The 14,186-nt window shown below is 30.8% G+C and carries 15 protein-coding genes and 1 other annotated feature; of the genes, 10 read left to right on the top strand and 5 right to left on the bottom strand.

Annotated elements, in window-relative coordinates:
* The 6 genes from panB (at position 1) to AB4Y15_RS07120 (ending at position 4,691) form a co-directional block, all read left to right on the top strand.
* The gene (gene panB / locus AB4Y15_RS07145; protein ID WP_427339375.1) at positions 1–837 is read left to right on the top strand and encodes a 3-methyl-2-oxobutanoate hydroxymethyltransferase; all 837 of its coding nucleotides are present in this window, start codon (positions 1–3) and stop codon (positions 835–837) included.
* A gap of 18 nt (positions 838–855) precedes the next feature.
* Positions 856–1,704 (top strand): pantoate--beta-alanine ligase, encoded by an 849-nt coding sequence (gene panC / locus AB4Y15_RS07140; protein ID WP_427339374.1) that lies wholly within the window; start codon positions 856–858, stop codon positions 1,702–1,704.
* Positions 1,705–1,706: 2 nt separating this feature from the next.
* Entirely contained in the window at positions 1,707–2,090 is a 384-nt protein-coding gene (gene panD, locus AB4Y15_RS07135) for an aspartate 1-decarboxylase (protein WP_073194676.1), read from the top strand.
* A 30-nt stretch (positions 2,091–2,120) separates the two neighbouring features.
* Positions 2,121–3,296, top strand: a complete 1,176-nt coding sequence (gene iadA, locus AB4Y15_RS07130; protein ID WP_427339372.1) for a beta-aspartyl-peptidase — start codon at positions 2,121–2,123, stop codon at positions 3,294–3,296.
* A gap of 76 nt (positions 3,297–3,372) precedes the next feature.
* Positions 3,373–3,894: a peroxiredoxin gene (locus AB4Y15_RS07125; protein WP_427339370.1), complete on the top strand. Its 522-nt coding sequence runs from the start codon at positions 3,373–3,375 to the stop codon at positions 3,892–3,894.
* Between the two features lie 176 nt (positions 3,895–4,070).
* Positions 4,071–4,691: an NUDIX hydrolase gene (locus AB4Y15_RS07120; protein ID WP_427339369.1), complete on the top strand. Its 621-nt coding sequence runs from the start codon at positions 4,071–4,073 to the stop codon at positions 4,689–4,691.
* Positions 4,692–4,718: 27 nt separating this feature from the next.
* On the opposite strand, the gene AB4Y15_RS07115 is transcribed toward AB4Y15_RS07120, so the two are convergent.
* The 3 genes from AB4Y15_RS07115 to tyrS all read right to left on the bottom strand — a co-directional run bounded on the left by AB4Y15_RS07115 (position 4,719) and on the right by tyrS (position 7,890).
* Positions 4,719–6,098 (bottom strand): MATE family efflux transporter, encoded by a 1,380-nt coding sequence (locus tag AB4Y15_RS07115; protein WP_427339368.1) that lies wholly within the window; start codon positions 6,096–6,098, stop codon positions 4,719–4,721.
* A 9-nt stretch (positions 6,099–6,107) separates the two neighbouring features.
* Positions 6,108–6,551 carry a MarR family winged helix-turn-helix transcriptional regulator gene (locus AB4Y15_RS07110; RefSeq protein WP_427339367.1) on the bottom strand — a complete coding sequence of 148 codons (444 nt, stop codon included), beginning with the start codon at positions 6,549–6,551 and terminating at the stop codon, positions 6,108–6,110.
* A 112-nt stretch (positions 6,552–6,663) separates the two neighbouring features.
* On the bottom strand, positions 6,664–7,890 hold the full coding sequence (gene tyrS / locus AB4Y15_RS07105) for a tyrosine--tRNA ligase (protein ID WP_427339366.1): 1,227 nt from the start codon (positions 7,888–7,890) through the stop codon (positions 6,664–6,666).
* Positions 7,891–7,943: 53 nt separating this feature from the next.
* Positions 7,944–8,148 (bottom strand) — a binding site (T-box leader).
* Positions 8,149–8,595: 447 nt separating this feature from the next.
* On the opposite strand from tyrS, the gene AB4Y15_RS07100 reads away from it, so the two are divergent.
* Positions 8,596–9,294 (top strand): arginase family protein, encoded by a 699-nt coding sequence (locus AB4Y15_RS07100; protein ID WP_427339365.1) that lies wholly within the window; start codon positions 8,596–8,598, stop codon positions 9,292–9,294.
* Positions 9,295–9,323: 29 nt separating this feature from the next.
* Here AB4Y15_RS07100 and AB4Y15_RS07095 read toward each other — a convergent pair whose 3' ends face one another.
* Positions 9,324–9,701, bottom strand: coding sequence for a class II SORL domain-containing protein (locus AB4Y15_RS07095; protein ID WP_427339364.1), 378 nt, complete (start codon positions 9,699–9,701; stop codon positions 9,324–9,326).
* A 135-nt stretch (positions 9,702–9,836) separates the two neighbouring features.
* Here AB4Y15_RS07095 and AB4Y15_RS07090 point away from each other — a divergent pair, with 135 nt between their 5' ends.
* The 3 genes from AB4Y15_RS07090 (at position 9,837) to AB4Y15_RS07080 (ending at position 12,576) form a co-directional block, all read left to right on the top strand.
* A complete protein-coding gene (locus AB4Y15_RS07090; RefSeq protein WP_427339362.1) occupies positions 9,837–10,976 on the top strand; it encodes a THUMP domain-containing class I SAM-dependent RNA methyltransferase in 1,140 nt (379 codons plus the stop codon).
* A 52-nt stretch (positions 10,977–11,028) separates the two neighbouring features.
* Positions 11,029–11,739 (top strand): Crp/Fnr family transcriptional regulator, encoded by a 711-nt coding sequence (locus tag AB4Y15_RS07085; protein WP_427339361.1) that lies wholly within the window; start codon positions 11,029–11,031, stop codon positions 11,737–11,739.
* A gap of 99 nt (positions 11,740–11,838) precedes the next feature.
* Positions 11,839–12,576, top strand: a complete 738-nt coding sequence (locus AB4Y15_RS07080) for an ATP-binding protein (RefSeq protein ID WP_427339360.1) — start codon at positions 11,839–11,841, stop codon at positions 12,574–12,576.
* A gap of 131 nt (positions 12,577–12,707) precedes the next feature.
* On the opposite strand, the gene AB4Y15_RS07075 is transcribed toward AB4Y15_RS07080, so the two are convergent.
* Positions 12,708–14,069: an MATE family efflux transporter gene (locus tag AB4Y15_RS07075; RefSeq protein WP_427339359.1), complete on the bottom strand. Its 1,362-nt coding sequence runs from the start codon at positions 14,067–14,069 to the stop codon at positions 12,708–12,710.
* Positions 14,070–14,186: the final 117 nt, after the last annotated feature.

Below are 14,186 nucleotides of genomic sequence, written 5' to 3'. Positions count from 1 at the left end.
ATGAAGGAGAAATTTACAACTGCTAGTTTTTTGAAGGCTAAAGCTGAGGGAAGAAAAATTACTATGCTTACTGCTTATGATTATTCAACTGCAAAACTTTTAGATGAAGCAGGAGTAGATAGTATACTTGTAGGAGATTCTTTAGGAATGGTAATGTTAGGATATGAAAATACTATTAAGGTAACTATTGAAGATATTATACATCATACTAAAGCTGTATCTAGAGGAGTAAATAGAGCATTGATAATAGCGGATATGCCTTTTTTATCTTATCATGTCAGCGTAGAAGATACTATTAGAAATGCTGGCAGACTGATAAAAGAAGGTGGAGCTCATGCTGTTAAGTTAGAAGGTGGGGAAAATATAATCGACAAGGTTAAAGCGTTAGTTGATGCACAAATACCAGTATGTGGTCATTTAGGGCTGACACCTCAATCGGTAAATGTATTAGGGGGATTTAAGGTTCAAGGAAAAAGTATTGAAAATGCTAAGAAAATTATAGAAGATGCAATTTTATTAGAGAAAGCGGGAGTTTTTGCTATAGTTTTAGAGGCAGTACCAGAGCCGCTTGCTAAGATAATAACAGAAAAAATTTCTGTACCAACTATTGGAATAGGTGCTGGAAGATATTGTGATGGTCAGGTTTTAGTATTGCAAGATATGTTAGGCATGTTTAGTGATTTTACTCCTAAATTTGTAAAAAAATTTCGAGATTTGGGTAAAGAAATAAAAGAAGGCATCAGAGAATATATAAAAGAAGTTCATGAGGGTACATTCCCAGAAGAGAAGCATACTTTTAAAATGAGTCAAGAAGTTATTGACAAACTTAAAGGCTAAATTGAAAGGAGAATTATAATGAATATAATAAAGAGTATTGAGGAAATGAAAAATATAATTTCAGATGAAAAAGCTAAAGGAAAATCAATAGGTTTTGTTCCGACTATGGGTTATTTACATGATGGGCATCTTTCATTAATGAAAAGGGCAAGAAAAGAGAATGATGTAGTAGTAGTAAGTATATTTGTTAATCCTAAACAGTTTGGACAAGGAGAAGATTATGAAGTTTATCCAAGAGACATTGAAAGAGATAGTAAACTAGCAGAGAGTGTGGGGGTAGATTATATATTCGCACCAGAAGTCGAGGAAATGTATCCAGAAGGTTATAATACTTATGTTGAAGTATTAGGTGTTACAGATAAGTTATGTGGAGCTTCAAGACCAGGACACTTTAGAGGAGTTACAACAGTTGTTATGAAATTATTTAATATTGTAACTCCTGATAGAGCATATTTTGGGCAAAAAGATGCCCAACAAGTATATGTTATAAAACAAATGGTTAGAGATTTGAATATGGATGTAAATATAATATCATGTCCGATAGTTAGAGAACATGACGGATTAGCAATGAGTTCAAGAAACACGTATTTATCAGAAGAAGAGAGGAGACAGGCTTTAGTTTTATCAAAAAGTTTGTTTTGGGCAAAGGATATGATAAATAAAGGTGAGAGAGATGCAAAAACTTTAATTGAAGGTATAAAATCTATGATAAATGAAATGCCATTAGCAGATATTGATTATGTTGAGATAATAGATTATGATACGTTTAGAGAGGTAGACAAACTTAAAGGCAACATCCTGATTGCATTAGCAGTAAGAATTGGGAAAACGAGATTAATAGATAATATATTAGTGGAGGTAGAATAGTAATGATGATTAATTTATTTAAAAGTAAAATACACAGAGCAACTGTAACAGAAGCTAATTTAAACTATGTAGGAAGTATTACGATAGACGAAGCTTTGATGGAAGCTGCTGGTATTATTGAGAATGAGCGCGTACAGGTTGTTAACATTAATAATGGAGCAAGACTTGAGACATATGTGATAAAAGGAGAAAGAAACAGTGGAGTAATATGTTTAAATGGAGCAGCAGCTAGATTAGTACAGCCAGGAGATAAGGTAATAATTATGGCATATTGTTGGGTAGACAAAGATGAAGCAGAAAAGTTAAAACCAAAAGTAGTTTTTGTTGATGAAAATAATAAAATAATAGATGTTACTAACAAAGAGGAACATGGAGATATAAGATAAATTTATCTAGGTAAAGGGGGAGTTGGGGCCATGTTAAAATTAATTAGAGATGGTGAAGTATATGCACCAGAATATCTAGGGAAGAAAGATATTTTAATAACAGGAGAAAAAATAGGTTATATTTTAGATAATATTAATATTCCTAATGATTTTGTAGAGATAGAAGTAATAGATGCAAAAAATAAAATAGTTGTGCCAGGATTTATTGATTGTCATGTTCATATAATAGGTGGAGGAGGAGAAGGAAGTTTCAAAACGAGGACTCCAGAAATTCAACTTTCAGATATAACTACAGGAGGAGTAACGACAGTTATTGGATGTTTGGGTACAGATGGAACTACTAGAAATATGGCAAATCTTCTAGCTAAAGCTAGAGGACTTGAAGAAGAAGGTATATCGACTTATGTGTATACAGGATCTTATCAAGTTCCTGTAAGAACGGTTACAGGTAATATACAAGATGATATTATACTAATAGATAAAATAATTGGTGTAGGAGAGATTGCTTTATCAGACCACCGCTCGTCACAACCTACAATAGACGAAATTGCTAAAATTGCAGCGGCTTCAAGGGTAGGTGGTATATTATCAGGAAAAGCTGGTATTGTAAATATCCATATGGGAGATGGACCTAGACAAGTTCAATTTTTAGAAGAAATAGCTGAAAGAACTGAAATACCGATAAAGCAGTTTTTACCAACACATATGAATAGAAATTTAAAATTATTCAGGAAGGCTATTGAATATGCCAAAAAAGGTGGGAATGTGGATTTTACGACAAGTAGTGTGGAGAAATTTCTAGAAGAAGGAGAAGTTAAATGTAGTAGAGCATTAAAAATAATGCTTGAAGAAGGAGTGCCAATAGAAAATATAACTTTCTCATCTGATGGGCAGGGGAGTTTGCCAGAATTCGATGAAAATGGTGAATGTATAGGCCTTCAAGTGGGTAAAGTTACATCTTTATTTAAAGAAGTTAGAGATGCAATATTAGATGAAGGAATAAGGATAGAAGATGCAATTAAAGTAATTACTTCAAATCCTGCAAATATACTAAAACTGAATAAAAAAGGTTATCTAAAGGAAAATTATGATGCAGATATTGTGCTTCTTGATAAAGAAAGGCTAGAAATAGATACTGTCATAGCTATGGGTAAAGTAATGGTAGAAAATAAAGTCGTAAAAGTAAAAGGTACATTTGAAAAATAAAATGATTGTTTAGAATAAATATGATTGGGAATAAATAATAACGGAAGCAGAAAAAAATAAAAGGGAGGATATTTATATGGAAAGATTAGTAGGAAAACCTGCTCCGTTATTCAAGATGAAAACAGCGTTAGGAAATGGTGAGGGGTTTGGAGAAGTAAGCCTTGAAGATTATAAAGGAAAATGGTTAGTTATGTTTTTTTATCCTTTAGATTTTACATTTGTTTGCCCAACAGAGATAACAGGTTATAGTGATAGATATGAAGAATTTAAAGCAGAAGGAGCTGAAATATTAGCTGTAAGTACAGATAGTGAACATTCACATAAAGCATGGATAAATGGAGATTTAGGAAAGATTAATTTTCCATTAGCTTCTGACTTTACTAAAAAGGTTTCGAAAGATTATGGAGTTTTAGTAGAGGAAGAAGGTGTTGCATTAAGAGGCTTATTTATAATAGATCCAGAAGGTATTGTAAGGTATTCAGTTATACATGATTTAAATGTAGGTAGGAGTGTAGATGAAACGTTACGTGTATTAAAAGCTCTAAAAACTGGCGGACTTTGTCCTGTTAACTGGAAACCTGGAGATGAATTATTATAAACTCTAGTAGGATGTACGAAAACCTCGCATTTTGCGAGGTTTTAAACTATATATAGCTTGAGGAGAATATGATAATATGATTTTAAAATACTGAAATAATGAGGGGACAGGGGAATTATTTTTTGCATTCTTATATGCATTAATCAATATAAATTAAAGATTATAGGTGATGCAACATGGATATGAATTATATTCAAAAGAAAATAAGCAATAGAAAAGGTAAACCCCTAGGAATAGAAAAAGATTTTAGTGTTTTATTACCTCTAATAAAGATTAAGGATGAATTACATATATTATATGAGGTGAGGTCAAAAAATTTAGATACACAGCCTGGTGAAATCTCATTTCCTGGTGGAATGGTAGAAAATGGTGAAACCTATAAAGATGCTGCTGTAAGAGAAACCATTGAAGAGTTAAATATAGGTAAAGAGAATATTACTATAATTGGCGAGTTAGATTATATAATGACACCGTTTAATATATCTATATATCCATTTGTTGGATTATTGAAAGACTTAAAAACAGATAGTATAGATTTTAATTATGATGAAGTTGAAGAAATTTTTACAGTTCCTTTAAGTTTCTTTATAGAAAATGAACCATTTGAATATTATATGTACATAGAGCCACAAGTAGATGATGATTTTCCATATCATTTGATACAAAATGGAAAAGATTATAACTGGAGAAAAGGCAAATATCCTGTTTATTTTTATAAATATGAAGACTATATAATATGGGGTATTACAGCAAGGATAACAAAAAATTTCATAGATTTAATAAAGTCTAAAATATAATAAATCGAGGGTTTTGCCCTCGATTTATTATTCAGATATCCTTGGATTAAATCTATCCATTGCTTGATGTTTTTCTTTTAGTTTTTTAAGTTCTAAAAATAAAAATGTTCCAGTTAAAATTGAAGATGTAAAATCTGAGATTGGTCCAGCCATCCAAACACCTTTTAGTTTAAAGAATTTTGGAAGTATTATTAATGCCGGTATTAAAACTAAAACCTGTCTAGATAAGCTTAAGAACATAGCTTGCTTTGGTTTACCTACAGCTTGGAAGTAATTTGAACTAACTATTTGGAACCCAATAATAGGAAGCATTGATAAAAATATTTTCATTCCTTGTGCCCCAACTTTAATAAGTTCTTTGTTCTTGTTATCAAATAGAGATATGAGTTGTTCTGGGAATATTCTTGTGACGATAAAACCTATGACTACTATAGTAGTTGCTGCTATTATAGCAAGTTTTAAAGCCTTTATTACCCTATCGAATTTTTTAGCACCATAATTATATCCTATTATAGGTTGAACACCTTGATTTATTCCAAAAATAGGCATTAATATTAACATCACAATACTGTTTATTATACCCATTGCAGAAATTGATATATCTCCACCATAGTAGGATAACTGATTAATGAGGAGAGCAGATACGCCACTTGAGGCTACTTGCATAGAAAATGGGGCAGAACCGATTGCCAATATTTTACCTACTATTGGAGTTTGTAGTTTTATATTAGCTATATGGATTTTAAGATGACTTTTATTACTAAAGAAGTATGAAAGAACCCAAATTGTAGATATTATTTGCGATAATACTGTGGCGATTGCTGCCCCACTAACACCTAGTTTAAAGCCAAATATAAAAATTGGGTCTAAAATTATATTTGATATAGCACCTATAATCATAGTCATCATAGCAGTCTTGGGATTACCTTCTGCACGAATAAAATTATTCATACCGAAACCAACAGTTTGAAAAATAGTTCCCAGTAGAATAATAGTGAGATACTGTTCTGCATATGGTAGAGTTTTATTGCTTGCTCCAAATAATTTCAATAGAGGATTTAAAAAAGTAAGACCTAATATAGATACTATGATGGATATTAAAATTAATAAAACCATTCCATTTGCTAGGATTATTTCTGCTTCATCTTTTTTCTGTTCGCCTAATCTTATTGAGATTAATGATGTAGCACCTATACCAACTAACATACCAAATGCCATTATTATAATCATAATTGGAAAACATATTGTTAGACCTGCTATTCCAAGCGAACCAACACTTCTACCTATATATACTCTATCTACAATGTTATATAGTGCACTAACCATCATACCAACTATGGCCGGTATCGAAAATTTTAAAAGCAATTTTCCTATTTTTTCTTCTCCTAATAATTTTGAACGCTCCATTGTACCACCTCAAATCTTTTTTAATATATCAACGATTTCTTTTATATTTTTAAGAAACAAGTCGATTTCTTCGTCATTAAGTTTGCTAAATTGGCTTATAACTGCTTTTTCAATTTCTTTTTTCTTATTTTCTAAATAAGACTTACCTTCATCGGTTAGATATAACCAGGTTTTTCTTCTATCTTCTTCATCAACTTTTCTAGCTACAAGATTAAGTTTTTCTAGAGAATCTACAAGGGTTGTTAGGCTACCTTTCCTCATATCTAAAAATTTACCCAAATCAGTTGGTGTTATCCTACCATGCTTACCTATAATCATTATTGCTTTATTTTGGTTCTTCTTACAATTGTATTTATCGGTTCCGTGTCTAAATGATGTTCCAAATTTTCTATGAAAAAGAGAAACGAATTCAAAGAGATTATTATATATTTCTTTAGCTTTTTCGTCATTCATAAATATCATCCTCTCAAAAATAGTTAGAATTCTTACTATTAGAATTCTAACTATTTTTTATTCATATGTCAATGTTTTTTTTGATAAAAAAAACCCCCTAACATTGGGGGTTTTATACTAACTTAACCATATGATATACTTTTTTTCCTTTTCTGATAATCAACTTATTATCTTTAAAATCACTTTCATTTATTACAAGGTTAGGGTCGGTAACCCTTTCATTTTCTACATATATACCACCTTGTTTAATTAATCTTCTACCTTCTCCTCTTGAAGAAGTAAGACCAGTTTCAATTAATAAGTTTAAAATATCTATACCTTCAGTAATTTTATCTTTACTGATTTCAGTTGTAGGCATGTTTTTTAAATCACCTTTTCCTCCAAAAAGTGCCTTTGCTGCTTTTTCAGCTTTTTTAGCCTCTTCTTCACCATGAACTAATTTAGTAACTTCATATGCAAGAACTTCTTTTGCTTTATTTATTTCTGCTCCTTCAAGAGAGCCTAATCTTCTTACTTCATCCATTGGTAAGAAAGTTAATAGAGCAAGACATTTTTCTACATCTCTATCATCTACATTTCTCCAATATTGATAGAAGTCATAAGGCGAAGTTTTGTTAGGGTCTAGCCATACTGCTCCAGATTCTGTTTTACCCATTTTCTTACCTTCGCTAGTTGTTAGAAGTTTAAATGTCAAACCGTATACAGAAGCACCTTCAACTCTTCTTACTAAGTCGATACCACCTAATATATTAGACCATTGATCACTACCACCAAGTTGTAATTTACAGTTATATTTTCTATAAAGCTCTAAAAAGTCGTAAGATTGCATTAACATATAGTTGAATTCTAAGAATGAAAGACCTCTTTCCAATCTAGTTTTGAAACATTCAGCTGTGAGCATTCTGTTTACAGAAAAATGTCTTCCGATTTCTCTTAAGAAATCTATATAATTTAAATTTGTTAACCAATCAGCGTTATTTAAAAGTAGTGCTTTGCCTTCGCTAAAATCGATAAATTTTGAAAACTGCTTTTTAAAAGATTCTGCATTCTTATTAATTTGTTCTCTTGTAAGCATTTTTCTCATTTCAGTTTTACCTGTTGGGTCACCTACTAAAGCAGTACCACCACCGATTAAAGCAATCGGCCTGTGCCCAGCTCTTTGCATGTGCATCATAACCATTACTTGAATAAAGTGACCTACATGAAGGCTATCCGCTGTCGGGTCAAATCCAATATAAAAGGTTACAGATTCTTTTCCTAAAAGCTGTCTTATTTCATCTTCATGAGTAGCTTGCTCAATAAAACCTCTTTCTTTTAAAATATCATAAACGTTTGTCATTAAAATCCCTCCTTTTTTCTGATTTTTATAAACTAAAAAAGGCCTTCTATCCGTATAAGGACGGAGGAAGACCCGTGGTACCACCTTACTTCGCATCAAAGATGCCTCTTAGCTACTATAACGTGTAGCTTACGCAATGCTTTCACATTGAAACTCCAGAGTGTAATTCGTCTCTTTATGTACTGCAGACTTTTCACCAACCAGTCTGCTCTCTGAATTGTAACCATAAAGAGCTACTATCTCCTTCATAGTTAGAATCGTTATAAACTTATTAAAATTGTGGATAAAATATAGTTTCCGTAATGTGTTTCAAAAAAGACTTTTTTATATACTAATATATATGTACTAAATTTGTCAAGTGTATACCTCTATTAATATTAATGAAAATAGAACCTTTATAGTAGGGATAAAACTAAATTATTGGTTAATAGCTATTAGCCTTTTTAATTATATGCCTTATTAATTTGTGGATAGTTCGCAATATAATTTTTGTAATGGATATAGGCAAAATTTTTCTTAATTTATTTAAATCGAATATTTTGTTCTATCTAGGCGTTCAAATGCTGACAAACACATATTTATAAAAATAATAGCTTCTAACAATATATTGCGCTAAAGAATTTAATATCATACAATAAAATTATAAAGTTTCAAAAAAACCATGTCTATATAAACCTAAATAAAGGTTTAATGGAGGTGGTTTATTTGAAACACGGATTTCAATATATAGATTTTAGACAAGCCATGAAAGGAAATAATTTGCCACGTAAATATTATCCTTTAAACAATAAAGATAACGTTGAAAGAATAATTAAATTATTCCCTAGACCATGGATTGTTTTTCTAGGTTCAGGAGATTATCACTATTTGAGTTACTTTTTGATTAAAAACCTTTCAAACAAGCCATATCTTATTTTATTTGATAATCATTTCGATATGAATTACGCTCCAGATGGAATGCTTTCTTGTGGGTCATGGGTACGTGAAGCTTTAATAGATGACTTAATAAAAGGAGTTTTAGTTATAGGAGCATCTTCTATGTCAAAGCCTACAAATTTTTGGCATCCCGGAATAATTCATATTACAAATCCTAACGATATAATTAACTTAAATAAGTACAAAAATTTGTTCAAATATGATTTATATATTAGTATTGATAAGGATGTATTAGATCCGTCTGTATTAAGAACTGACTGGGATCAAGGTAAAATGAAAGAGGATACTTTACTAAGGTGGTTATCGGAGATTAGTTCAAAAGGAAAAGTAGTAGGAGTAGACTTGTGTGGGGATTTTAAACAAGATCCTATATTAGAGCTAATAGACATAAAGAATAAAAAAGCCCATGAGAGAATTAATAGAGAAATAATTAGATTATTCACAGAAAACTATTCAAAAACTGCATAAATATTGGGAGACTTTATGTCCCCCAACTGTTATTCTTCCACTTTTATTTCTTTACTATTTTCCCATAAACCATGTAGATTGCAGTAACTCAATGCATAAATAGTACCAGATTTATTTAATCTGACATGAGTTGTTACAACAGGTTCATTTAGAACATTGTTTTCACCATGAGCAGTAAAATTAAAAGTTCCTAATTCAACAGGGAATTTACTGTCTTCAGGTAAATAGAAAACTTTAATCCAAGAAATATGATGTTCTAATGTATTTGGATGTTTTATTTCTTCTCCAACTAAAACTTTTATTTCGATTTCTTCATTTGATTTAACCTTTTCAGGAATTTGAATTACAGGAACATGTTTTTCGTTTTTCCAATCTCCACTTTGTAATAATTGCCCTAATGATTTCATATTTGAACCCTCCTTGATTAATCAGTCTAATATTTTTATACCCAAATATTTAAAAATAACTCATTTAAAATAAGAATATCTGATAAAATATTGTTATAAGACAAAATTATAGAATAATGTAATAGGAGAGATATTATGCCTAAAATAGAATTAATAGCTACGACAACATTCGGACTTGAATCAGTCGTTAAAAGAGAAGTCCAAAATTTAGGTTATACAGATATAAAGGTTGAGAATGGTAAAGTTATGTTTACAGCAGATGAATCTGCTATACCTAAGGCTAATATTTGGCTTAGGTCAGCTGACAGAGTCTTATTAAAAATGGGAGAGTTTAAAGCCTTAACTTTTGAAGAATTGTTTGAAAAGACTAAAGCATTGCCTTGGGAAGAATGGATAACAGAAGATGGCGAATTTACTGTAACAGGTAAATCAGTAAAGTCTAAATTGTTCAGTGTGTCTGACTGCCAAGCAATAGTAAAAAAAGCGGTAGTAGAAAAATTGAAAACTAAATATAAAACTGAATGGTTTAAAGAAACTGGGCCGAAATTTACTATTCAAGTTTCACTTTTAAAAGATATAGCTACATTGACAATAGATACGAGTGGAGATGGTTTACATAAGAGAGGTTATAGAGTAAATCAAGTTGAAGCACCTCTTAAAGAGACTTTAGCTGCAGCTTTAATACAGTTAAGTTATTGGAATCAAGATAGAATTTTACTAGACCCATTTTGTGGCTCAGGTACTATACCGATTGAAGCAGCTATGATTGGTAAGAATATAGCACCAGGTCTGCAAAGGAGTTTCGCTTCTGAACAATGGCCTAGAATAGGCAAAAAATTGTGGAAGGATGCAAGAGTAGAGGCATTAAAATCGATTAGACAAGATGTGAAACTAAATATTTTAGCTTCAGATATTAACAAGGAAGCTATTGAGATAGCTAAGGAAAATGCTTTTGAAGCTGGTGTTGATGATTGTATAAAGTTTAGTGTTATGAATGCTACAGAAATTAATATTAAGGATAAATATGGAGTTATTATCTGTAATCCTCCATATGGCGAAAGGCTTGGAGAAGAAAATGAAGTTAATAAATTATATAAAAGATTGGGTAAAACTTTTTCAAAACTTGATACATGGTCTATATATGTGCTAACTTCTAATGAAAAATTTGAAAAATTGTTTGGCAGGAAAGCTGATAAAAAAAGAAAATTATATAATGGAAGAATTAAAGTTGATTATTATCAATTCTACGGACCAAAGCCACCGAAAAATCAATAGAAATTTTTATATAACTAGGGGGTATTAGTTAAATATATAGTGGGGTGATTACATGGATATAACTAAAGATGTGTGTAGAAAATGTAAAGGGAGGTATTGTACTACTAAAGTATCTATTTTCTCTATACTTCAAGAGGAACAGCTAAAGGAAATAACTGATGTTATTATAAGAAAAAAATATAAAAAAGGTGAAATAATTTTCTTAGAAGGGGATGTATCAGATAAACTGTATTTGATTACAAAAGGTAAAATTAAAATATTTAGATATACAAAAGAAGGAAAAGAACAGATATTATATATAATGTCTGAAGGTGATTTTATAGGCGATTTAAGTTTACTTAAAAAGGAAAGATTTAAATTTAATGCGGAAGCTTTAGAAGATACAAATCTTTGTATTTTAACTAAAGAAGATTTTGATAGAATATTAAAAAAGAATCCAGCAATAGCATTGAAAATTATGGAAGTTTTATATGATAGGATTGTGTCATTAGAAAATTCAGTTCAAAGATTAGGTACAAAAGATGCTGAATCCAGGCTTGCTGGCTTATTAATTAGTTTAATAAAAGATTTTGGGAAACCTACAGATAAAGGTATAGAGTTAGATATTCCTCTTAGCAGAGAAGACATGGCTAATTATATAGGGGTTACTAGAGAAACGATAAGTAGGAAATTGAGTAGTCTTCAAGAAGAAGGGATTATAGAGATTGTAGGCAGTAAGAAGATTATAATTAAAAATTTAGAGAGATTAGAATATTTATCATAAACTCCACTTTTTAGTGGGGTTTTTTGATTTATATCACATACATGTAGTTTATCATTTTATATAATTAAAATACAAAATAGAAAGAAAGGAGTTTTAAATATGGCGATTAGAAAAATAGTTCAAATAGATGAAGAAAAATGCAATGGTTGTGGATTGTGTGTACCAGGATGTGCAGAAGGAGCAATTAAAATTATTAATGGAAAAGCTAAGTTAGTAGCTGATAATTTATGTGATGGATTAGGTAATTGTATAGGATATTGTCCGCAGGGGGCTATAAAAATAATTGAAAGAGAAGCAGATGATTTTGACGAAGAAGCAGTAGAAAAACATCTTTCAAATATTAAAAAAGCAGAAAAGACTCATGTTCATCATGGTGGTGGATGCCCAGGAAGTAGAGCAATGACAATCAATAGAAAAGAAGAAGTTGATGATAAGGTGGCTGTAACATCTCAAGATATTGAGATTAAGATAAAACCTCAATTAAGTCAATGGCCTGTGCAGTTAATGCTTGTTCCTGAAAGAGCTTCATATTGGGATGGTAAAGAGCTTTTAGTTACAGCTGACTGTGTACCATTTGCATATCCAAATTATCATCTGGATTTACTCAAAGGTAGATCTATAGCTGTTGGATGTCCAAAACTTGATGATGTTGGGTATTATATAGAAAAGCTGACTAACATAATAAAATACAATGATATAAAAGGTATTTTAGTTGCATACATGGAAGTACCATGTTGTAGAGGAATGGTTATGGCTGTTGATGAAGCGGTAAGAAGGTCAGGAAAAAATATAGAAGTGAAAAAGATAGAGATAAGTATAGATGGAAGAAAAAAATAAATAAAGAAGGAAAGAAAGGTCCTTTATAAGGGCCTTTCTTTTATAATTCATATGGAATTATATACCTTTTATATAGATAATTTTGAATATAATTTCCGTAATGGATATGGGCAAAATCTTTTTTAATTTATTTAAATTAGAGATTTTGTTATGACTTTTTTTTGCCATTTTCCAGTCATATAAATTCCGAGACCTACTAAACAAATAATTGCATTACTTAAAACCATAGCAAACCATACTGAATTAGTACCTAAATTTGTGAACTTTTTAAATAAAACTATAAGAGGAATTCTAAGTCCCCAAAGCCTGCCCATCATTAATATCATAGCCGAGATAGTATGTCCTGAGCCTTGGAAAGTACCTATAAAAATTTGGAAGAATCCCATGAAAGGAAGGGAGGCGGAAATTAATTTTAAGTAATAGGTACCTTGACTTAAAACTTCAGGATCATTAGTAAAAAAATCAATTATTTTTTCAGAGAATATGAACAATATTGAGCCGCCAATAACTAAAAATATTGTTGTCAATATTGTACTAGTTTTTACAGCGCTTTTAGCTCTATCTATATTATTTGCTCCTAGATTTTGACCGATAATAGTAGCTAAAGCACTTCCTATCCCCATAGCAGGCATTAGGATAAGGGAATTGATTCTATTGCCTATTCCAAAAGCAGCCATAGTTGAGTCTCCAAAAGATATAATAAAGACATTTAAAATAGCAAAACCAAAGGCTGCAGTTGATTGGCCTATTGAAGATGGCAGACCGATTTTAATCAGTTTTTTAAGTACTGTTTTATTAATGTGTAAGTGTCTTATGCTTAGATGAATACCATCGGTTTTTGTAAATAATGCATATACAGCATAAAATGCAAAAATACCTCTTGCTATAACTGTTGCTATTGCAGCACCTTTAATACCCATATTGAATACAAAAATAAAAATTGGGTCTAAAGCCATATTTAAAACTACGGATGCAGTAGAATATTTCATTGGTGTAATGGTATCTCCTTGCCCTTGTTTTATGGAATTAAAAGCGAAGAATATAAACATAGTTGGCATACCAAGAAAAATTACTCTAAGAAAATCTGTTGCATTTATTAGTAACTGTCCTTCTCCTCCCATAGCCTTTACAATACTATGAGATAAAAGAGAACCTATAATGCCTAAAACTAAAGAAAAGGCAAATGAAAATGATATTATTTGCCCTGCTACATCAGTAGCATTATCAAGATTATTAGAACCTGTATATTGAGAAATAAGGGTTGTACCTGCAATAGATACACCTATACCTAGAGACATCAAAAGAAAGATTATTGGCCAAACAAGAGTCATTGCTGCAACTTCTGTAGAACCTAGTTTACTTACCCAAAATGTGTCAGTTAAATTGTATATAGTTTGCACAAAGTTGTTGAACATGATTGGTAATGATAAAGTTAATATTACTTCAGGCATACTGCCATTTAAGATAAGTTCTCGTTTTTTGTTATAATCCATACTATTCCTCCAATCAAATCACTAAAATATTATATCATTATTTCGAGTATCAAAATATTTTTATATGAATATTATATCACCAATTATTTCGTGTATCAAAATAATTTCATATGCAAT

It is taken from the genome of Caloranaerobacter longqiensis (genome assembly GCF_050286925.1).
GTDB lineage: Bacteria > Bacillota > Clostridia > Tissierellales > Thermohalobacteraceae > Caloranaerobacter.
This window is presented reverse-complemented; position numbering and strand designations above follow the sequence as displayed.